Raw genomic sequence first — 20,818 nt, forward strand, 5'->3', positions numbered from 1 at the left:
GCGGCTACGTCTACTTCGTCTTGTGGTTCGCGAAGAAGGCGGTCGCTTTTCCCAGCACCTCGATGGTCTGTTCCATCTCGCGGACCTTGCGGCGCAGTCGCACCAGTTCCTCGCGCTCCGCCGTGGTCAACGCTCCCGCCGGCCCCTGCCCACGGTCGGTCTTGTCCTGGTTGACCCAGTTCCGCAGTCCCTCGGCGCTGACGCCGATGTCCCGGGCGACCTCGGTGACCGTCTTGCCCGACGAGTACACCAGGGCCACCGCGTCGCGCTTGAACTCGGCCGTGTACCGCTTGCTCGTATTGCTCTTCTTGCTCACTACCTGGAACTGCTTCCTCCGGGACCGTCCGTCCCAGTATCAGGCTGTCCGGGCAGCGGGGGGAACTTCAGCACAGGCCGCCCAGTTCCGCTGCGATGGATCGGCGAACCAGGGCTGGATACTGTCGCACTGACCGCCCCCCCCCACCTTCGAGGGCTCCATCGCGCACCCGTTCTCGCGTGCGGTCGGGGCTCTGGGCGAAACTGAGCAGTTCCCCTGGCAGGATCTGCCGTCACGGCGCCCCGGACCTTGTCGGTCACGGGGCGCCGCGTGCTCCAGGCAAGCATGCGGCGCGCTCGCGGCACGGTCCGTCATCACGGCCGTTGCATGCGACCTGCCAGTTTCCGGCCGCATGACTGGCCCGGCGCTTCGATATAGCGGTAGGTCAGCACACACAGGGGCAGGAGCACGGCATAGAACGCGACTTCCAGCAGGGGGTTGTCCCGCTGCCACCTGCCGATGGTGCCGTCGTTCACCGCCAGGAGCACCGGATGCACCAGGTAGACCGAATAGCTGATCGTCCCTAGCCCGATCAGCCAGCGCGGTAGCCGCCGGCGCCTCAACGCCAGCCCGGCGCCGAAGGTCAGCACGGCCAGCAGGAATGCCACTGTCCAACCACGGCGGGTGAAATTGCTCCCGTCGCCGTACCTGTACGCGCTCCCCACAGCACAGGCGACCACAACGATGGCGGCGCAGGCCGCATACCGCCACGTGCTCTCACCGTGCTGGGCCCGGTAGATGGCGGTGCCGAGGAACATCACCGCGAGAATCACCAGCCCTTCCCACATGGGGACCCCGCCGTTGAAGGGGACCAGGACGAGCGCCAGCACGCCGCCCAGCACGCCCCCGAACACGCGAAGGACAGGCGCCTTGGCGCTGGCACAGCAGATGGCGACCACCATGGCGATCGAGGCGAGCGCGATGAGCGGGCCGGCGCCCAGGGCACCCGACAGGGCGGAGGCCGGCAGCGTGACACCCGCCAGCACGCTGACGGCGGCGAGTACGGCCAGGGTGACGGATACTTCCGCCGATCGCCGGTGCAGGCGGACCGTGAAAAGAGCAACGACCAGCAGATAGAACGCCATCTCATACGACAGCGTCCACAGGACAAGAAGCAGGTTGGGTGTCGCCAGCAGCTCTTGGAGCAAGGTGACATGGGCGACTGCCACGGACGCGGCACTCTGGCCGCCGAAGTCGCGGACCTGCGCGATACCCACCAGGTTGGCAGCGAGGACCGCGGTGACGACCGCGGCCCACAGCGGGTAGATGCGGAACAACCGTCCAACCCAGAAAGTGCGGACGCATCCCCGGCGCTCCAGCGATGCTGGGATGATGTAGCCGCTGACCAGGAAGAACACCATGATGCCGTACCGGCTGGTGTTGAAATCCGGCATCAGTTCCCGCCGGAACTCTGCCATGAACGAGTACGACGAGTGATCGAACACCACAACGAGTGCCGCGATGCCGCGCAGCGCGTCCAGCCAGGCCAACCGCGATGCATGAGCTGCCGCGGCGGGTACAGGTAATTGCGCCGTCACGGAGGGTGATCGCTCGGCTCGAGGAAGGGCGGGGGTAGAGGGTTCCATGCCCATGTTCACGTGACCGCCTGCGCCGATGTTCAAGTCCACCCGATCATTTGCGAGTACGGCTCAAAGTCGATGGAGCGGAAAAGGCAGATCCCGTGATCCGGCCAGCTGACGAGGCGTCAGTTGTTCTGCTCTACGGACTGCCTGCGTCAGCTTCTCGGGCTCAAATTCTGTGACACACGCACGCTGACCGACGCGGGTCAGCCGCGCCGCGCCCCAAGCGGCCTACGGTCCGTCTCGGATCCACACGGTTACGTTCGTCGACGAGTACCGGGAGCCATGGTGGGCTGAGGGCGACTCGAAGTTCGAGCTGCCCCCAGCCTCCGAGGACCTGTGGCCCGTGCTACGACACGAGAGCGGAAGGCCGGTCAGTTGGGTGGGATGTGCGTGTGTGCGGTGGCCTGAGGGCAGCCAGAGGAGGACATTCCCTTGCACTCTGAGAAGCCGTCTCTCAACCGAACGTGATCGGTTGATCCTTGCTGGTCAGGAATGGTTTCGCTCGGGGTGAGGGAGGGATGCGGCGTCTTGTGTCCGCTTCATGACCGAGGGGTGCGCGGTGGCGTCGGTGCTGGGAATGCTGGAGGAGCGGGAGGCGGCTGCCCGGGTGCGGGTGGAGGGTCTGCGGGAGGAAGCCGCTCGGCTGGCTGAGGTGTTGGAGGCCGCGGAGATCGAGCTGGACCGGCGGGTGATCGCGCGGGAGGAGCTGCTCGAGGCCCTGGCTGTGTCTGCGGCCGAGTCCACTGCGGTGACGGAGAGCGGGGCGGAGCAGGAAAGGGCGCCATCGACCGTGCCGGTGCCGGGCTCGACGGTGCCGCCGTGGCGGGACGGGCTGCCGGTGACGGTGCTGGCGCCGGACTACCAGCGGATTCTGGGCGTGCTGGAGGAGCGGCGCTCAGCGGGCGAGGGACCGGCGAAGGCCAAGGAGGTCGCGGTTCAGCTGGGCCTGGGGACGACACCGGCGAAGGTCGAGGGGGTGCGCTCGAAGGCCAGGCGCCTGGCGGAGCGCGGGTGGCTGCTGCAGGAGGCGTCGGGGATGTTCAGCGCCGGCCGGCGGCCCGTGGCCGCGCCAGGCGCCGGCTCATCCGCGTGACCATCGACCACCGGATCATCGCCTCGCTGGAAGCGGGCAGCGTCTCGTAATCTCTCGCCAGACGGCGGGAGTTCATCAGCCAGGCGAACGTGCGCTCCGCCACCCAGCGTCTGGGGAGCACCACGAACCCTGTCATGTCGTCGGTGCGCTTGACGATCTCCAAGGTCAGGGCGAGTTTGTCCCGGCACCAGTCGACGAGGCCGCCGGTGTAGCCTCCGTCGGCCCAGACCAGGGTGATGTCGCGGTGCAGGCGGCGCAGCCGCTGCAGCAGGCCGGCCGCGGCGTCGCGGTCGCCGATGTTCGCGGCGGTGACGCAAACGACCAGGAGCAGGCCGAGGCAGTCGGTCACGATGTGCCGTTTGCGGCCCGGCACCTTCTTCCCGCCGTCGTAGCCGCGTGAGGAGGCCGGCACCGTCGCGGCGGCCCGCACCGACTGCGCGTCGATGATCCCCGCCGTGGGCTCGGCCTGGCGGCCCTCGCGTTCACGGACCCTCCCGCGCAGCCGGTCGTGGAACTCGGCGATCAGCCCGTGCTCGCGCCAGCGGCGGAAGAAGGCGTAAACCCGGCCCCATGCGGGGAAGTCCGCGGGCATCGCCCGCCAGGAGATCCCGCCCGCGACCAAATAGCGGATCGCGTCCAGCATCTGGCGGTGGCAATACCCCTCGGGCTGCCCGCCTCTGCCCTGGAGCCAGGCCGGCACCGGCAGCAACGGCCGGACCTCTGCCCACTCCGCGTCCGTCATGTCCGACGGATACCGGCGCACCCGATCGGGATGATCGGCCGCGTTGCCGTACACGTGCGCGAGGCAATCGCACGACACGGCGGGCGAGTTGAAGTGGGCGGGCTCGGGCGCGTACAACAACGACAACAGGGCCTCCGGGAACCGCTCGGATTGGGGTCGCACCCCCGAGCTACCAGGAGGCCCTGCCTTCATGCGCGTACGGCCGGAAGATCACCCGACCAGGAACTCCGTTCGATCTGCACGTTCCAAGATCGGTTGAGAGACGGCTTCTCAGGCGCAGGTGGCTGCTCAGCGCATGGCGGGGGAGTCCTCGTGGGCCCTGTGGGTGGTCAAGCCTGCGGACGACGTCTACCAGTGGAAGTTCACCCGCACTGCGGTGGGGACCGACGGCAAGGTCACGCAGAGCGCCGAAGTCTCCGCCGGTGATTTGGCCGAAGTCAATACATGGGTGCAGATCACTGGCGCATTCAACGCCCAGGAGACCTGGGAGTGGATCGACCCCGCTGACGGCACCAAGACCGAAACCCGCTACGGCAAGCTGCACCTGTTCGTCGGTGAATACGACCAGCAGGCCGGCGAGACGGCAGGGTTTTCCAGCCCGCAGCAGGGCAGCGGCGAGCTGAGCCTGGGGCGCGGCACCACATCTGGCAGCACAGGCAATTACCTGCCCGGTGGCCTGCAGGATCTGCGGATCTGGACTGGGGCCATGACCGCCGACCAAGTCCGCTCCCAGGTCCTGAACACCCCGGACAGCGTCTGAGCCCGTAGCCGCGGGGCGGGATGTGCAATGAGCACACCGGCCCGGCGGCAACGGGGGCACCGCACCCTTCCTTTCCTTCCTTTCACCCGTATCAACGGCACGTGCCCGGCCGCGACGCGGCCGGGCGTCGGCAGGAAGAAGCCACATGAATCCTTTCGGCATACCCTGGCCCGAACCCGGCCGCAGGGGCGGAATCAGACAACGGTGGGTCCGGCGTCTCGCCGCGGCGACTGGTCTGGCCCTGGTTCCTGGCCTGCTCACGCCCGTCGCGTTCGCAGCGGACGTCGACCCGCTGGGCAAGCCTGAGCTAGCAGCCGCCCGCTCGGCGAAGGTCACCCCGTTCACGGCCAAGGTGAACAAGAAGGCTGCAGCAGTGGCGAAGAAGTTGGACGAGGCGGAGCAGGCAGCGATCGCCCGGGCTCGTCATGACCAGCAGCAGAAGGCAACGTGGCCGACAGCCGGCACAGCCTCGCTGACGGTCCCGGCGACGGGCACAGCCAAGGCAGATCCAGGGTCTTTGCCGATTACGCTGACCGCACCCGGCAAGGGCGAGGCGGCAAGGTCCGTCACCGTTCAGGTTCTGGACCAGAAGACCGCCGCAAAGCTGGGCGTCAAAGGCGTGGTCCTGAAGGTCACCGGTTCTCGGGACGGCGGCACGACCCGCCTGGGCATCGACTACTCCGCCTTCGCCTCCGCGTATGGCGGCGACTGGGCGGGACGTTTGCGGCTGTTCCGCCTGCCCGGCTGCGCCGTGGATCACCCCGCCCAGGCCACATGCCGGAAGCGCACCGAGATCGACTCCGACAACCAGCGTGCGCAAAACAGCATTTCGGCGTCGCTGACCCTGTCGGACAGCAGTCAGCCGACCATGCTGGCACTGGCGGCAGGCACCAGTTCGCAGGCCGGTGACTACAAAGCCACCCCGCTCTCCGCTTCGTCCACCTGGGAGGCCGGCGGCTCATCAGGCTCCTTCACCTGGTCCTATCCACTGCGCATGCCGCCGGCCGCGGCCGGTCCGCAGCCCGGACTGTCGATCTCGTACGACTCCGGCAGCGTCGATGGCCGCACAGGCAACACCAACAACCAGGGAAGCCAGATCGGTGAGGGCTTCGACCTGACCTCGTCGTACATCGAGCGAAAGTACGGTTCCTGTGACGACGACGGCCAGACAGACAAATACGACCTGTGCTGGAAGTACGACAATGCCTCGCTGGTCCTCAACGGCAAGGCCACCGAGCTGGTCAAGGACGACACAAGTGGCAAGTGGCGTCTGAAGAACGACGATGCCTCCACCGTGACGCACTCCACGGGCGCCGACAACGGTGACGACGGTGATCCGATCGTCGATGGCAAGGGCGACGGCAAGGGCGAATACTGGACCGTCACCACGGGTCACGGCACCCAGTACGTCTTCGGCCTGAACAAGCTCGACGGCGCCGGGGCCGACGACCGTACCAACTCGGTCTGGACCGTCCCCGTCTTCGGTGACGACGACACCGAGCCCGGCTACAGCAGCGGGTCGTCGTTCTCCGGCCGGGCCAAGACCCAGGCATGGCGCTGGAACCTCGACTACGTGGCAGACACCCACGGCAATGCCATGTCGTACTGGTACACGGCCGAACAGAACAACTACGACAAGCTCGGCGACGGCAACACCGGCACCGCATACACCCGAGGCGGTTACCTCAAGGAGATCCGCTACGGCCAGCGCGCAGGCGCGTTGTTCTCCGCGTCGCCTGCCGCATCCAACAAGGTCGTCTTCTCCCACGCCGAGCGTTGCGACCCCTCGATCAGCAACTGCGACTCGTTGACCGAAGACACCCGCGACAGCTGGCCGGACGTACCGTTCGACGCGATCTGCAAGGACGGCGACACGTGCACCGGCAACATTGGCCCGACCTTCTTCACACGCAAGCGGCTGACGGACATCACCACTTTCGCGTGGAACGCAGCAGCCTCCACCCCAGCCTTCGAGCCGGTGGACACCTGGGCACTCAAGCAGCACTACCTTGACCCGGGCGACACCGGCGACTCGACCGACGAGTCGCTCTGGCTCGACGAGATCCGGCACACGGGCAAACGCGGGACAGATCTCTCGCTGGACCCGGTCACATTCACGCACGAGATGCGGGCCAACCGCGTGGACGGCACCGACAACGTTTTGCCGTTCTACAAGCCGCGCCTGAAGAAGGTCACTTCGGAGACCGGCGCGCAGACGATCGTGACCTACCTGGACGCCGACTGCGTCGCCGGCCAGACCATGCCCAAGGTCGACGAGAACACCAAGCGCTGCTACCCGGTGTACTGGTCACCCAACGGGGAGACTGTCCCCATCCTGGACTGGTTCCAGAAGTACCCGGTCAGCTCGGTGTCGACGACCGACCCGCGCGGCGGCTCGGAGGCGGTGCAGCACGCCTACCAGTACTCCTCCGCCGGCGGTGCCTGGCACTACAACGAGGACCCGCTGACGCCCGCCAAGGAGCGCACCTGGTCCGTCTGGCGCGGCTTCCAGAGGGTCACCCACCTGGTCGGCATCTCGACCGGTACCCAGAGCAAGACGGTCAGCGTCTACCTGCGCGGCATGCACGGCGACCGGGTCCTCGGCCCGGACGGCAAGACGCCGGACCCGGATGCCCGCAAGACGGTGGAGGTCTCCGGCATCAAGGCCGGTGCGGTCACCGACGCCGACCAGTACGCCGGCTTCACCCGCGAGAGCGTCACCTACAACGGCACGGCCGAGGTCGGCGGCACGATCAACGATCCGTGGTCCAAGCGGACCGCCACCCAGCACAAGTCGTACGCGGACACCGAGGCGTACTACGTCCGCACCGGCGCCACCCACACCCGCACCAACATCACCAGCGGTATCACGCCGCGCGACCGCGTGCACACGGTGAAAGCCACCTACGACGACTACGGCATGGCCGCCACCGTCGAGGACCAGGGCGACGCCGAAGTCACCGGCGACGAGAAGTGCACCCGCACCTGGTACGCCCGCAACGACGACAAGGGCATCAACTCCCTGGTCTCCCGGAGCCGTACGGTGGCCAAGCCCTGCACCACCGCCGACTCGTCCCTGGACCTGCCCGCAGACTCGACGCGTCCCGGCGACGTCGTCTCCGACACGGCGACCGTGTACGACGACACGACCGCCACAGCCTGGTCGGCCAGCCAGAAACCGACCACGGGCGAGCCGGTATGGACCGCACGCGCCAAGGGCTACGGCGGCGACGATGCCCCCCTCTGGCAGAAGGTGGCGACGACGACGTACGACACGCTCGGCCGTCCCCTCCTCGTCAAGAACACCGACGACCTGCAGATCGCGCAGACGACCTACACACCCGCAGCGACCGGCCCGCTGACGTCGACCGTCGTCGAGAACGCCAAGCTGCACAAGACGACCACCGCAATCGACTTCGCCACCGGCGCCACCCGCAAGGTCACCGACCCGAACAGCAAGGTCACCGAGTCGGAGTACGACAGCCTCGGCCGCGTCACCAAGGTGTGGCTGCCCGACCGACTCAAAGTCCTGAACAAGACACCGAACTACGTCTACAACTACAACGTCACCAGCGCCGCCATGTCCTGGGTGTCCACCGCCACCATCAAGGGCGACGGCTCGGGCTACAACACCAGCTACACCTTCTACGACTCACTGCTGCGCACCAGGCAGACACAGTCACCCACCCCGCAGGGCGGCCGGCTCATCTCGCTGACGCTCTACGACACACGGGGCCTTGCGGTCAGCCAGCAGTCCGACATCTGGGACAGCACTTCGACACCCGCCTCCACGCCGGTGGAAACCTCCGAAGGCCAGGCCCCGATCCAGATCGACACGACGTACGACGGAGCGGCCCGCCCGATCAAGGCCGTGACCAAGACACACAGCACGACGCGCTGGACGATCAACACCACCTACACCGGTGACACCGCCACCACCACGGCCCCGAGCGGCGGCCAGGCCACCGCAGTCGTGACCAACGCGCTCGGACAGACAACGGAACGCCGCGAATACGCAGGCCCTCAGCCGACCGGCACCGACTCCACCACAACGAGCTACACCTACACGCCGGCAGGACAGCAGGAGACGATCACAGCTCCGGACAAGACCACGTGGTCGTACACCTACGACCTGTTCGGCCGCCAGGTGACGGCCACCGACCCGGACAAGGGCAAAACCGCCACCGAGTACAACGCCCTCGACCAGAGCATCAGCACCACCCCGAACGACGACAGCAGCAAGAAGCTGCTGTACGAGTACGACGTGCTCGGCCGCATGACCGGCACGTGGCAGGCCACGAAGACGGACGCCAACAAGCTCGCAGCCTGGACATTCGACACCCTGGCCAAGGGCCAGCTGGACAGCTCGGTCCGCTACGACGGCGGCCTGACTCCCCCCGGCAAGGCCTACACCCGGAAGATCACCGCCTACGACAGCCTCTACCGCCCCACCGGCAACCAGCTGATCCTCCCCGACACCGAACCACTGGTCGCCGGGCAATTCGTTCCGAAGACCCTGTCGTTCACCACCGGCTACAACGCCGACGGCACGATCAGCCAGCACGCATCCCCAGCAGCGGGCGGCCTTCCTGCCGAGACGGTGTCCTACAAGTACAACGCCACCGGCCACCAGATCAGTTCCACGGGCACCACCAGCTACCTGCAGGGCGCAGCCTTCTCCCCCCAGGGCGACCTCCGCCAGCTCACCGTGGGCACCGACCCCACCAGCTCCGCGAAGAAGGCCTACCTCAACTGGGACTACGAGCCAGGCACCCGCCGCCTCACCCGCTCCTTCGTCACCGACGACGTCCACGGCTACATGCCGCAGGAACTGAAGTACACCCAGGACGACGCCGGCAACGTCACCTCGGTCTTCGACGCCACCACCCAGGGCGGCACCACCAAGGCCGACTACCAGTGCTTCACCTACGACGGCCACCGCCGCATGACCGAAGCCTGGACCCCCAAGACCGCAGACTGCGCGGCAACCGGCCGCACCATCTCCAACATCGACGGGGCAGCACCGTACTGGACCTCGTACACCTACACCGACAGCGGCCAGCGCAAAACCGAGACACAACACACGCCCACAGACAACCAAACCACCACCTACACCTACAACGACAACGACACCACCGACAACAAACCACACACCCTCGACAAGACGACCGGCGCCCGCTCCGCCAGCTACCGCTACGACAGCGCCGGCAACACCACCTCCCGCCCCGGCCCAACAGGCCAGCAGACGCTCGCCTGGAACACCGAAGGCGACCTCACCACCCTCACCGAAGGCACCAAGGAAACCGGCTACCTCTACGACGCAGACGGCGAACTGCTCATCCGCCGCGCCAAGGGCGACGGCGACACGGTCCTCTACCTGGGCGGCGGCACCGAAGTCCGCCTCACGGCCAAGGGCACCACGAAGACACTCACCGGTACCCGCTACTACGCGGCCAACGGTCAGACCATCGCCGTCCGAACCGCGACCAGCGGGGTCTCGGGCACAAAACTCAGCTTCCTCGCCAGCGACCACCACGGAACCTCAAGCACCGCCCTCGAAGCAGGCACCTACGCGGTCACCAAGCGCTACACCTCGCCCTTCGGCGGCAGCCGCGGAACCAAGGCGACCGGCTGGCCCGACGACAAGGCCTTCCTGGGCAAACCAGCCGACGATTCCACGGGCTTGACGCACATCGGCGCGCGTGAATACGACCCGGTGATTGGCCAGTTCCTCAGCGTCGACCCGCTCCTCATCCCGGACGCACACCAGTCACTCAACGGCTACTCCTACGCCAACAACAACCCGGTCACCACCGCCGACCCGACCGGCATGTGTGCGGACATCGACTGCCCGACGCGCCCGGGGCCCGGGTACCAGAACACCACACCGGGGCACGTTCCGGGCAAGCCAAAGCCGTCGGCCAACGCGGAGTACGCCGAGCAGGGCCTTAGCTACAACGGCGGTGGGACGGCGAGCACCGACAGCTCCGGGAACACCAGCAGCGGCAGCACACCGCACTCGAACGTGAAGAAGGGACCGGGTGACTCCGAGGGCTGCGCATCCTGGGGATTCCTTGCGGGAGCCTGCTCCACGGTTGGTGAATTGTTCTACGGGGCCGTCAGCAACGTTCCGCACACGGCGGAATACTTCGGCTGGATCTTCGACAGCGACTGCCGCGGAAATGGCGGCCCCGGAGCGCCCGGCTGTGACTACGGAGCTCAGTTCGACCAGTGGGTCGCAGGCTACGGCTACGACATCACCAGCGATAACTATCAAGTCCCCAGCGCTCTAGCGGCGGTTTTCGCTCATCGGCCAGGAAGTCTTCGCGGCAGTTCCCGAAACAAGGCTGGCTGCAAGTGCTTCCTGCCCGGCACCAACGTCCTCATGGCCGATGGCACCACCAAGGACATCGAAGACGTCGAACTCGGCGACGAGGTCCAGGCGACCGACCCGGAAACCGGTGAAACCGGTCCGCGCGAGGTCACCCGCCTCATCGTTACCGAGGACGACAAGTACTTCAACGAGCTCTCCATAGCCACCGAAGACGGTGTGGACGAGCTGACGGCGACTCATGAACACCCCTTCTGGTCACCGTCGGAGCAGCAGTGGATCGAGGCTGGCGCCCTCACCCCCGGCATGACCCTGCTCACCGACGACGGCGATGTCGTCCTCGTCACGGGAAACAGGGCGTACACCCAGCATGCGAGGACTTACAACCTCACTGTCGACGACCTTCACACGTACTATGTGCTGGCAGGGCAGACCCCGGTCCTCGTTCACAATTCCAACTGCCCGCTGACCGGCGGCTTCAAGGCAGGTGTGACCCCTGACGAGATCGCCGATATCAATCGTGGTTTCGGTGGTGAAACCCTGCTTAGTGGTTCACCGGCCAACACCATGGCTAACGCCAGCCGATACAACAGCTTCTGGGACAAGTCGGCCGTCGTAATTCGCGATATTGCCGGTAGCCACATGTTCAACAATGGAAACAAGCGCACCGCCCAGGCTGTCGTGGAAGAGCTGATGCGTCGGAACCGGGTCACGAGCGGCCCAACCTCTGCCGACCTTCGAAGCGTCATCGACAGAGTTGGCAAAGGTCAGCTGCACGACGTCAGCGACATCTCGGCAGCCTTGAGGGGTTACTGATGGGAGTTCAAGGGATGGATATTGAGCAGCTCATGGAGAGGCTGGGCCGCTCAGGCGTCACCGTGATCCTCAAGGTGGACGACGAGAGGATGGCAGAAGGTGGCGAGCCCTGGACTTTGGTGATGTCGGGTCCAGGGCTGGGCGAGCAGGGATTTATTCGTGCTGAATCTTCCAGCCTGAGTGACTGTCTCGAACAGGGATTCAGTCGGTTGCGGTCCCGGCCCGGCGACTGGGAATGGTTGGCGGAATTCTCGTAACCATTGCCACGAGGCCCTCCCGAGCTTTCGGGAGGGCCTCGTGGTGTTTGACGGCAGTAGCTGACGGCAACGTCAGCGGACGTGGGCGGAGCAGGGCGGCGGTTCGTCGCCATCGCCGTTGGCCGTCTCGGTGGCCTCCGGGGAGCCGAGTGCGGTGCTGAGGGTGTCGATGGCGTCGCGCTGGAGGCGGAGTCGGACGTGGGCGTAGACGGTGGCTGTGACGCCGATGTGGGCGTGGCCGAGGAGCTCTTTGATCACGACGAGTTCGACGCCCTGTTCCAGGAGCAGGGTGGCGGTGGAGTGTCTGAGGTCGTGGAAGCGGATGCGGCGGAGGCCGGCCATGCGGAGGAGCGTGGTGAAGGCGCGGGTGAGGTTGGTCGGGTCGATCGGTCTGCCCTGGGGAGTGGTGAACACGTGACCGTCGTCCTGCCACGTGGTGCCTGTGGCCTCCCGCTCCCGCTGCTGCTGCTCAAGATGGTGTTTCAGCGACTGGAGGCAGCGGGCGGGGAGGGCGATGCGGCGTTCGGAGGCCCGGGTCTTGGTGGGCAACGTGGTGAGTCCGCCCGTGCTGGTGCGCTGCAAGGTGCGGCGGACGGCGGCCGTGCCCCGTTCGAGGTCGAGGTCTTCCCAGCGGAGGCCGAGGAGTTCGCCCTTGCGGAGTCCGGTGTGGAGAGCGAGTTCGAACAGGGCATGGAGCCGGTGTCCACGCGCGGCGGTGAGGAACTGGCGGGCTTCGTCGGCGGTGAGGGGTTCGAAGCGTCGGGGGCGGGGTGTGCCGGTGCGGACGTTGCGGGCGACGTTGCGCGGGATTTCCTCCTCGCGCACGGCGTGTTCCAGGGCGGACTTAAGTACGGAGTGGATGTAGGTCAGCGTCAAAGGAGAGAGCCGCTTGGAGCAGCATGATCCGGTGGCGCAGCAACGGGGCTCATCACGCCCCGCATCGATGCCGCGCGCGCAGCACTGGCAGGTGGTGCGGAGCTGGTTGAGCCAGGTGCGGACGTCCTTGGCGGAGAGCTTGGCGAGCTTCTTCTTGCCCAGGCCGGGGACGAGGTACCGGTTGACGCAGGCGGTGTATCGGGTGTGCGTGTTCTCGCGGAGGTGGTGGACGGCAACGGCATCGAGCCAGTACGTCAGGTACGCGCCGACGCTGCCCTGTGCGGAGGGCACGGGGAGGCCACGGTTGCTGGCGGCGATCTTCTCGGTGAGCTTGGCCAGGGCTTCCTTGCGCGTAGTGCCGTAGACGCGGACGCGGTGGCGGGTGTTGCCGGGGGCGAGGACGTATCCGGCGGCTTCCCAGCGGCTGTCCTTGCGCTGGTAGACGGTGCCGTCGCCGTTGGCGCGGGTTCGGCGGGAGGCGGGGGTGTCGCGAGGCGTGGCCATCAGGCAGCTTCCTGTTCGAGGCGGGCGCGGATGAAGTCGGTGAGGGAGTGGGCGGGGATGCGGCGGGCGCGGCCGAGGGTGATCGAGGCGAGCTGCCCGGTGCGGAGCAGGTCGTAGACGGCGGAGCGGCCGAGCTGGAGGCGGGCCATGACCTGGGGGACCGTCAGCAGCTCTTCCGGCGTACTGAGTCCCCGCCGGGTCGGGGCGGGTTCCTGCGCGTTCATCCGCAGCCCCCTTCCGCGATGAACCGGCGTTCCAGTTCCCGGCGGTGCCAGACGGCGGCTGCGAGGAGCGCGGCGCCGGGGCTGTAGCCCGAGCCGAGGTAGTCCCAGTGGCCGAGGACGAGTGTGGTGTCCGGGTCGTGCTCGGGCAGGCCGGCGTAGACGCGGGCCTGTTCGGTACGCCAGGTGCGGCGGGCGTCGCGCAGCGCGCCGAGGGTGGTGGAGTAGGAGCGGGACTTGGTGGAGAAGTGGCCGCGGAAGCCGAGCATGTGGGCCCACTTCCACAGCTTCAGATTGGCGAACTCCGGCAGGATGCCCAGCTCCCAGCAGGTGCGGATCATCTGCCGCACGTGCCGGGTGACCGCGAGGCGGGGCAGGGGCCGGCCCTGTCCGGTTCCGTCGCAGGTGGTGCAGGGGAGCGGGGTGCCGTGGGGCAGGAGGGTGGCGCCGCGTCCCTGGCAGGGGCGGCAGAACAGGGCGCGGTCGAGGGTGCCGGAGGCGTCGGCGGACTTGGTGGCGTACTTGGCGACGTAGGCGGCGACGGCATGGTCGGTGAGTTCGGTTTCGGTGCCGAAGGCGGCGATCTCGCGTACGTCGAGCTGCTGGCCCCAGGTGAGTTCGCGTTCCCCAACCGCGTCCGAGGTGACGGAGATGCGGGCGCGCGGTGCGGCGGCGCGGATGGCGTCGGTGAGCACGGCGACGGTGGCGTACGAGGGCGGGGGCTGGGTGCTGCCGTCGGGCCCGTCGAGGCGGATCACGGCGTGGAAGTGGACCAGGCCACGCTTCTGGTACTCGGCAACCTTGGCGAAGGAGACCCGCAGCACGGCGCGGGCGGCCTTCTGGGTGAGGCCGAGCCGGGCGGCGAGCTCGCGGCGCAGGTAAGTGGTGAAGCGGGCCCACAAGGCTCCGGCGTGGGCGTTGAAGAGGACTGCACCCGTGTAGTCGTACGTCGCCGGATTGAGCGGTGTGCCGAGCAGTGGGTCCGTGGGCTCGTGGCGGATTCCGCAGCGGCAGGGCCGGGCGTCGGGGCGGTTGTGGACAGGGCCGAAGGAGGGGGCGGTGAGGGTGGCGAAGACGCGGGGGTGGGTGCGGACGGCGTCGGGGACGGTCTTGCCGCCGGAGAGGCCGGCGCGGATGAGGTGGTAGGTGTCGGCGGCGTAGAGGCGGGAGCAGGCCGGGCAGCGTGAGGCGCGGCGGTTGCCGCACGTGGTCAGCAGGCTGCCGGTGGGCTCGTCGGAGGCGGTGTAGGTGCGCAGAACCTCACCGGTCGTGGTGTCGACGGTGGTGCTCTGGCCGGTCAGGCGGACGGGTTCGGTGCAGCCGCCGAGGCGTTCGATCTGCTGCTGTGCGCGGTCGAAGTCGGGGTGGTTGACCAGGTGGAGCAGGTCCCGTACGGCGGGGCTTGCCACGTGGCGCAGGTCCAGGGTGACCATTCGGGGCGTGTCCCTTCTGTTCGGGTGGGTGGCCCCGAGCAGCAACTAGCCAGGCAGGAAGGCTTGTTGGTACTGCTCGGGGCATGACGAACCAGGCCCATGGGCGGGCGTGGTGCGGCGAGGGGGATTCGGGCAGCGAGGGCCGGGACTCAGAGCTGAGCGAGCGCCGCGGTGGCCACCGGAAGGGCGACGCCCATGCGCGTCCCCAGGTGAGCGGCGGTGATCGGTGTCCCGTGCTCGGCACAGTGGGCGTCCGCGATGCGCCGGGCCGCGTCCAGCAGGGCGGCCGGCAGGGTCGGGCCAGCGGCGGGCTGGGCCGCTTTGGCGACAGCGGCGGCTGGAGCCGGGGCGATCCGCGGCTCCTCGGCCGGGGAGGCGGCGACGACCGGGCCGGGCGTCGGGGGCTCGGATGCGGGTGCTTCGTCGGGAACCGGTTCAGAGACGGGAGCGGTGGCCTCCACTTGCGGGACAGGGCGGGTGAGGGTGTGGAACTGGGCGAGGAAGGCGGGGCCGACGTGGCCCCAGCCGAGCAGCAGGAGCGGGGCGACGGTGTCCAGGCAGGCGCGGCCGTAGCGTCCGGTCAGCAGGGGTTCGGCGGTGTTCAGGGCGAGGGTGAGCAGTCCGCACAGGTGCAGCAGCCGGGTGCCGGCCCGCAACTCCGCCTTGGACACGCCGCGCAGGGCCAGGAAGCGCAGCGCGACCAGGAGCCCGACGACGGACAGGTCCACCATGGGGGCGATCAGCGGCGCGATCGGGCGGGGAACTCCGAGCCGCAGGGCGAGCGCCCAGACGTTACCGAAGGAGAAGACGAAGGCCAGGGCCGCGATGACCGCCATGACCACGGTCACGGTGCGCCGGGTGAACCGTTCCTTCGCCATGTCCTCAACCTCCTTTCTGGCGTGGCTCTTCAGGGCTACTTGGTGAGCGACGGCAAGGGGGTCGTCGTCCGGCCGGTCGAGCGGAGAAGAGCGTCGAGACACAGGTCCGGGTCGGCGGTCAGTTGCGAGGTCTCTTCGGCGACGCGGGCCGCGTCGGCGTCGGAGACGTAGGGGGTGCGGATGCGGGTGTAGCCGGGGCGGCCCTGCATCGCCATCACCGCGACGCCGACGTAGGCGGGGTCCTGCAAGGTCACGGGGCTGGCGTCGGGCCAGTTGCGAATGTCCTCGCCGAGTGCGGCCACCGCGGCTTCCACCGTCTTCTGCGCGAACGACAGCCCGACGGGGCACACGTCACGGATGAAGGTGGGGATGGCGTCGCCGGTGGTCTTCTGGCTGATCAGGATCACCAGGATGCCGACGCTGCGGCCCTTCTTGACCAGGTCCTCCACCAGCCGGGCGTTCTCCGCCGTCAGCGCGGCCAGCCGCTTGGTGGTCGCATCGCTGCCCTTGTACTCGCGGAAAAACGTGTGCGCCTCATCGATGATCAGGACCGTGAGCGGCCACTCCGGTGAGGGGCCGACATGCCACATGTTCTTCACGCCCAGCACGTCACGGATGGCCGCAGAGCGCCGCTTACGCAACTCCACCAGACGCTTGAACAGCGCGTTGGCTTCGTCGAGATCGTCCCCGCAGAACGCGAACATCCGCTTGACCAGGTCGGCGTAGTCGCCCTCCGAGGCCCGCGAGACCTTCCCGTCCGCAGTCGCGATCTGCACGGACGCCGACGGCGCGAAGTCGCAGACGAACTTGTTGACCCCCGAGGTCTTGCCCGCACCGGGGACGCCGGCCACGGTCACCCCGGGCACGTTGGCCAAGGACACGCACACCCGGGCGGCGTACTCGTCCACGCCCAACTCCCAGCAGGTCAGGTCCGTGGGTGGGCGGCCGGTGGGACGGTGCGCGGTCGGCGTGGTCAGCGGGTCGGAACGCACGCCCCGGATCACCACCCGGCCGGGGCCGTCCGGCAGGACGGAGACCCGTGTGCACCGCCAGGCATCGGCCAGGAACCGCGCCGACTTCTGGTACTCCTCCAGCCCGACCTGCGGCAGCGTCCGGGCCCGGACGATCACACCGAACCGGTCCGGCTTCACCTTGATCCGGGGCGTGAGCACCCGAGGCGTGGGAGCGGGGCCGTCCTTGGACGCGGTGATCTGCGCGAGTAGGCCCGGCGTCTTGTCGGTGACCGTCAGCCCGGCCATCCGCGCGAGGCGTACCCAGCCCCAGCGAACCCGCACGGCCTGCCGCATGCTGACCCGTGTGCCCCGGTCGGCCCGCACGTAGCGCAGCACCGTCACCAGCAGCCACACACCGGCCAGCACGACCGCGACCAGCAGCGCGTCCGGCGCGCATCCCATCACGGCTTCCACGTCACGCCCCCTCTTCGCGTATCAGGCGGAGCATGTGGCCCAGGTCGAGGCGGGCCGCGTGCTCCGGGCTCAGGCCGAACAGATCGAGCACCGCCGCCGAGACAGCGAACGCGGCCTTGCCCTCGGCTCCCGGCAGGGGCCGGAGCGGGAACAACTCCCGCTCCAGTACGGGGGTTTCGAAGCGGATCACTGGGCCGCCTCCACCGTCACCAGCTCCAGACGGGCGGCCCTGTAGGCGACACCGTCGGAGAGCTGACCGTTGAAGATCCGCGCCCACGGGGTCGCGAACAGCTCCACCGGCCGCACCATCGCACCCGGCTTGAGGCCGGCCGCCAGGCCCGTCTCCGGAACCGTGATCTTCAGGACCTCGGCCCGGCCGTCCTCCATGAGCATCACGCTCACCGTGTACAGCGACGCACCGGTCTCCCGGTCGGTGGCAACCTCCCCGGTCTGCTGGTCCTTGATCTTCAGCATCGGGTCGGTGCCCGCGATGCACACCGCCGACGCCAGCAGGGCAACACGGATTCGAGACATGGCCATGCCACCACATCCTCGTTCGATGGAGTCGCTTGATCGACTCGCCATGACCATAGCGGCACACTCGCTACACCCGCAACACTCGATTCGTATCGCTACAGTGATACGGCTAGAACGCCGAGGACGCCCGGGTGTGCCGCGAGTGCTGACGCCGCTACCCTCGTGCCATGAAGCTGCCCCTGGGAGAGGACCCCCGGCCGCCGTACGTCCAGGCCGCCGACGTCCTGCGCGCCGCCATCCACGACGGCGAGCTGCGCCCGGGCGAGCGGCTTCCCGCCGCGCGCGACCTGCAACGGCGCTTCGGAATCGCCAGCTCCACGGTCCAAAACGCTCTGCGACTGCTCAAGGAGGAGGGCCTGATCTACTCCGTCCTGGGCCGGGGCAGCTACGTACGCGCGCCGAAGCCGATGGTGCCCACCGAAGCGCAGGTGGCCGCAGCAGAGGAAGACGAGGCCGATCCCGGCGAGTCCGACCCCGAGTACACCGGTCTCGGTGACCTCCGGCGCGGTTGGAGGACCGCCGACAGTCCCGCTGACGATCCCCGCCCTCCCTACGTGCGGACCGCGGACGAGCTCCGCAAGCAGATCCAGGACGGCGGGCTCGCGCCTGGTGCCAAGCTCCCCTCCGCCCGCGACCTGCAAGCTCAGTACGGCATCGCCAACTCCACCGCGCAGAACGCCCTGCGGGTCCTCAAGGAGGAGGGGCTGATCTACTCCGTGCAGGGCCGGGGCGTCTTCGTCCGCCAGCTCAGCCCGCGCGATCAGTTCCTCAAGCGCTACAACGAGACGCTGGAGGAGATGACGTCCCAGCGCCGGGCGGACGAGGAAGCGGTACGGCTCAGCGGAAAGACCGACGACGAGGTAGCCGCCGAACTCGCCGCCGCCGAGGAACGGTTCACCAAGGCCAGCACCGAATTCGAAGCCGCCACCGCCCACCGCGACGCCATGCGCGCCGTCGTGGAACAACGCAAGCGCCTCAGCGGCAACTACACGCCAGAAGAGAACGCCGCCAAAGCCCAGCGACTGCACGACCGGCTGAACGAAGGCAGACGCCGACGCTGAACCGGCCGCACGCGGCAGAGCGGCGGGACACGAGGCAGCGCCGCAGGGTGAGCTGTTCAGAGTTTCTTTACTTGATCAAGAAGGGCGTCCCGCTGGCGCGGGCCGCCGCGCGCCGGCGGCCGGTGACCGCCGCCCGCTCCTGTCTGCCGCCCCGCTGGCGACGCCCACCGGCCACTCGGCGCGCAGTGGCAGGCAAGCGAGCCGACCCCGATCCCGGAAGCAACAGCATCGGCCCGTAGCGGCGCCGCCAGGCCGACTCCGCCGAACGCCGCACAGCACCACGTCAGGCCGCGGCAGCCGAAAGCCGCGATCGTCGCCGGCGTGCGGTCACAGGCGAGGCCACAGATCGAGCAGCCCAGCCCGCTGCCACACGGCCACGCAGGAGCAGGGCGGATGCCGTGACGGAAGGAAGCGGCGTGGTTGAGGACGGTGCGGGGTTGCTGGAAGCACACGTGGCGGGTGATCTCTCGGCGCACCCGCCGTCGTGGCTGACTTTCTGTGGCCGAGCTTGAAGGTTCGACGGGGATCAGGCGACCAGCGACGGTGGCGCGATCGTCCGTGCTCGGTCGTATAGGTCGAGCGCCGTCGCGTTCTTCAGATGAGGGCGCAGGAGACCGAACATCGCCTTCACGCGCTCGTCGGCTCGGCCGGACTGCACCTTGGGGTAGTCGTCGAGGGCCTGGTGCCAGGTGGCGCAGGCCGCTTCCAGGTGGCCGAGTTCCAACTGCCGCTCTGCCAACAGGCCACGACGATGTACTCGTGTGCGCTGGTACACGCTGGGGCGGAGCCGGTCCGCTTGCTGCATGGCGTCGACGGCTCCGGCCTTGTCACCGAGTTCGTAACGTACCTGGCTGACGTGGTAGTTGAGCGAAGAAGGGTCATACGAGCCGAACGCCTTGCCGCGTGACTCGGCACGGTCCATGGCCGCCTCGGCCTCCCGGATGTAGCGAAGCGCGCCCGTACGGTCGCCGGTCTGCGCGGCGGCGTGTGCCTGCTGGCCGACGAGGAAGGCCAGCATCCGGGGTCCGGCTTTCGGGGAGGCGGCGGCAGCGGCGTCGGCCAGCTCCATGGCCTTCGCCCCGTGGCGGAGGTCGACTGCCTGGACGCTCATGCCCCGCAGGGTGGTGCAGTACGTCAGGTGGTCCTCGGCCGCGCCCGCCAGCTCCAGGGCCTTGACGTAGTAGCGCTGTGCGAGACCGTGCAGCCCTTCGTCCACGGCCATGTAGCCGGTCAGGTAGAGCAGGTCCGAGGCGGCGGACAGCATCGCCTTGCGTACGTCCTCGGGTGCGTCGGCGCGCAGGTAGGAGGCCACGGTGTTGACCATGAACGAGGCCGCCATGGGGCGTGCGTGACGGCCGCCGAACTCGTCGTCCAGTTCCGAAACACGCTCGGTCATGGCGATGACCATGTCCACTTCGTTCATGCCGATGCGACTCGTGCGGCCAGACTGAATGGCATCGGCACGCCCAACTACATCAGGCCAGCCGGGAATGGTGACGGCCACGGAGAACAGGCCGGCACCCAGGACACTGCGGCGGGACGGGTCCATATCCAGCCTCCCCAGGTCGATCACCCCTTCCACGGTATCCGCAGCCGCGGAGGAGCGATCGTGTGGAACGGGCAGCCCGGCCTCGGCATGGGTGACGGGGCGGCTGAGGCGGCGGGAGAGGGCTTCGAGGATGCATGCGCGCACCGCACCCCGAGGGACGGTGCCGCCCAGCCAGTGGCTCACCGCCGACTCGTCGTAGCGCAGAGGGATTCCGGTCTCCGTGCCGACGCGGTTCACCGCCCGCGCGAACTGGCGGTGAGTCCAACGGCTCTCGGCGAGCAGGCGCCCAAGCGCCACGTTCGGTTCACGCTTGGCCATGCCCTCAACTCCCCATGCCCTTGCGAACTTTCAAGGCTTTCAAGTCCTGACGCTGCGGCAACGGTACCGCTGAGCGTGGCCGTGCGGTTGCGTAGAGACAGCAGGGAACGGCGAGA

16 protein-coding genes are annotated in these 20,818 nt (G+C 68.2%); 5 read left to right on the forward strand and 11 right to left on the reverse strand.

Features of this window, described 5'->3' with window-relative positions; genetic code table 11:
* Positions 1–10: 10 nt before the first annotated feature.
* A complete protein-coding gene (locus ACKTSN_RS11400) occupies positions 11–316 on the reverse strand; it encodes a transposase (RefSeq protein WP_409467273.1) in 306 nt (101 codons plus the stop codon).
* Between the two features lie 314 nt (positions 317–630).
* On the reverse strand, positions 631–1,806 hold the full coding sequence (locus tag ACKTSN_RS11405; RefSeq protein WP_409468996.1) for an acyltransferase family protein: 1,176 nt from the start codon (positions 1,804–1,806) through the stop codon (positions 631–633).
* A gap of 634 nt (positions 1,807–2,440) precedes the next feature.
* Between ACKTSN_RS11405 and ACKTSN_RS11410 the strand changes: the two genes are divergently transcribed.
* The gene (locus ACKTSN_RS11410; RefSeq protein ID WP_409468997.1) at positions 2,441–2,992 is read left to right on the forward strand and encodes a hypothetical protein; all 552 of its coding nucleotides are present in this window, start codon (positions 2,441–2,443) and stop codon (positions 2,990–2,992) included.
* Here ACKTSN_RS11410 and ACKTSN_RS11415 read toward each other — a convergent pair.
* On the reverse strand, positions 2,940–3,896 hold the full coding sequence (locus ACKTSN_RS11415) for an IS5 family transposase (protein ID WP_409468998.1): 957 nt from the start codon (positions 3,894–3,896) through the stop codon (positions 2,940–2,942). The genes ACKTSN_RS11410 and ACKTSN_RS11415 overlap by 53 nt on opposite strands.
* A gap of 133 nt (positions 3,897–4,029) precedes the next feature.
* Here ACKTSN_RS11415 and ACKTSN_RS11420 point away from each other — a divergent pair, with 133 nt between their 5' ends.
* The 3 genes from ACKTSN_RS11420 (at position 4,030) to ACKTSN_RS11430 (ending at position 11,898) form a co-directional block, all read left to right on the forward strand.
* Positions 4,030–4,494 (forward strand): hypothetical protein, encoded by a 465-nt coding sequence (locus ACKTSN_RS11420; RefSeq protein ID WP_409468999.1) that lies wholly within the window; start codon positions 4,030–4,032, stop codon positions 4,492–4,494.
* Between the two features lie 145 nt (positions 4,495–4,639).
* Positions 4,640–11,641 carry a polymorphic toxin-type HINT domain-containing protein gene (locus ACKTSN_RS11425; RefSeq protein WP_409469000.1) on the forward strand — a complete coding sequence of 2,334 codons (7,002 nt, stop codon included), beginning with the start codon at positions 4,640–4,642 and terminating at the stop codon, positions 11,639–11,641.
* Positions 11,642–11,655: 14 nt separating this feature from the next.
* Entirely contained in the window at positions 11,656–11,898 is a 243-nt protein-coding gene (locus tag ACKTSN_RS11430) for a hypothetical protein (RefSeq protein ID WP_409469001.1), read from the forward strand.
* Positions 11,899–11,970: 72 nt separating this feature from the next.
* Here the strand turns inward: ACKTSN_RS11430 and ACKTSN_RS11435 are convergent, their stop codons facing one another.
* The 7 genes from ACKTSN_RS11435 to ACKTSN_RS11465 form a co-directional block, all read right to left on the reverse strand.
* On the reverse strand, positions 11,971–13,278 hold the full coding sequence (locus tag ACKTSN_RS11435; protein ID WP_409469002.1) for a tyrosine-type recombinase/integrase: 1,308 nt from the start codon (positions 13,276–13,278) through the stop codon (positions 11,971–11,973).
* Entirely contained in the window at positions 13,278–13,502 is a 225-nt protein-coding gene (locus ACKTSN_RS11440; RefSeq protein WP_409469003.1) for a helix-turn-helix domain-containing protein, read from the reverse strand. The genes ACKTSN_RS11435 and ACKTSN_RS11440 overlap by 1 nt, the downstream gene beginning before the upstream one ends.
* The gene (locus ACKTSN_RS11445) at positions 13,499–14,932 is read right to left on the reverse strand and encodes a replication initiator (RefSeq protein ID WP_409469004.1); all 1,434 of its coding nucleotides are present in this window, start codon (positions 14,930–14,932) and stop codon (positions 13,499–13,501) included. The genes ACKTSN_RS11440 and ACKTSN_RS11445 overlap by 4 nt, the downstream gene beginning before the upstream one ends.
* A 149-nt stretch (positions 14,933–15,081) precedes the next feature.
* A complete protein-coding gene (locus ACKTSN_RS11450; RefSeq protein ID WP_409469005.1) occupies positions 15,082–15,810 on the reverse strand; it encodes a DUF2637 domain-containing protein in 729 nt (242 codons plus the stop codon).
* A gap of 35 nt (positions 15,811–15,845) precedes the next feature.
* Complete coding sequence (locus tag ACKTSN_RS11455) at positions 15,846–17,237, reverse strand: cell division protein FtsK (RefSeq protein WP_409469006.1); 1,392 nt, start codon at positions 17,235–17,237, stop codon at positions 15,846–15,848.
* 1 nt (position 17,238) lies between these two features.
* Positions 17,239–17,427, reverse strand: a complete 189-nt coding sequence (locus ACKTSN_RS11460; protein ID WP_409469007.1) for a hypothetical protein — start codon at positions 17,425–17,427, stop codon at positions 17,239–17,241.
* Entirely contained in the window at positions 17,424–17,777 is a 354-nt protein-coding gene (locus ACKTSN_RS11465) for a hypothetical protein (RefSeq protein ID WP_409469008.1), read from the reverse strand. Before ACKTSN_RS11465 ends, ACKTSN_RS11460 begins: the two co-directional genes overlap by 4 nt.
* A 164-nt stretch (positions 17,778–17,941) precedes the next feature.
* Between ACKTSN_RS11465 and ACKTSN_RS11470 the strand changes: the two genes are divergently transcribed.
* A complete protein-coding gene (locus ACKTSN_RS11470) occupies positions 17,942–18,835 on the forward strand; it encodes a GntR family transcriptional regulator (protein WP_409469009.1) in 894 nt (297 codons plus the stop codon).
* 526 nt (positions 18,836–19,361) lie between these two features.
* Here ACKTSN_RS11470 and ACKTSN_RS11475 read toward each other — a convergent pair.
* On the reverse strand, positions 19,362–20,702 hold the full coding sequence (locus ACKTSN_RS11475; RefSeq protein WP_409469010.1) for a tetratricopeptide repeat protein: 1,341 nt from the start codon (positions 20,700–20,702) through the stop codon (positions 19,362–19,364).
* Positions 20,703–20,818 lie beyond the last annotated feature (116 nt).

The sequence above is a fragment of the Streptomyces flavusporus genome, from assembly GCF_046267975.1.
Classification (GTDB): Bacteria; Actinomycetota; Actinomycetes; order Streptomycetales; family Streptomycetaceae; genus Streptomyces; species Streptomyces flavusporus.

Excerpts from the sequence above, each read along its gene's own strand:
- ACKTSN_RS11410 (WP_409468997.1), top strand. The coding sequence starts at position 2,441 with ATGACCGAGGGGTGCGCGGTGGCGTCGGTGCTGGGAATGCTGGAGGAG.
- ACKTSN_RS11420 (WP_409468999.1), top strand. The coding sequence starts at position 4,030 with ATGGCGGGGGAGTCCTCGTGGGCCCTGTGGGTGGTCAAGCCTGCGGAC.
- ACKTSN_RS11425 (WP_409469000.1), top strand. The coding sequence starts at position 4,640 with ATGAATCCTTTCGGCATACCCTGGCCCGAACCCGGCCGCAGGGGCGGA.
- ACKTSN_RS11430 (WP_409469001.1), top strand. The coding sequence starts at position 11,656 with ATGGATATTGAGCAGCTCATGGAGAGGCTGGGCCGCTCAGGCGTCACC.
- ACKTSN_RS11435 (WP_409469002.1), bottom strand. The coding sequence starts at position 13,278 with ATGGCCACGCCTCGCGACACCCCCGCCTCCCGCCGAACCCGCGCCAAC.
- ACKTSN_RS11440 (WP_409469003.1), bottom strand. The coding sequence starts at position 13,502 with ATGAACGCGCAGGAACCCGCCCCGACCCGGCGGGGACTCAGTACGCCG.
- ACKTSN_RS11445 (WP_409469004.1), bottom strand. The coding sequence starts at position 14,932 with ATGGTCACCCTGGACCTGCGCCACGTGGCAAGCCCCGCCGTACGGGAC.
- ACKTSN_RS11450 (WP_409469005.1), bottom strand. The coding sequence starts at position 15,810 with ATGGCGAAGGAACGGTTCACCCGGCGCACCGTGACCGTGGTCATGGCG.
- ACKTSN_RS11465 (WP_409469008.1), bottom strand. The coding sequence starts at position 17,777 with ATGGCCATGTCTCGAATCCGTGTTGCCCTGCTGGCGTCGGCGGTGTGC.
- ACKTSN_RS11470 (WP_409469009.1), top strand. The coding sequence starts at position 17,942 with ATGAAGCTGCCCCTGGGAGAGGACCCCCGGCCGCCGTACGTCCAGGCC.
- ACKTSN_RS11475 (WP_409469010.1), bottom strand. The coding sequence starts at position 20,702 with ATGGCCAAGCGTGAACCGAACGTGGCGCTTGGGCGCCTGCTCGCCGAG.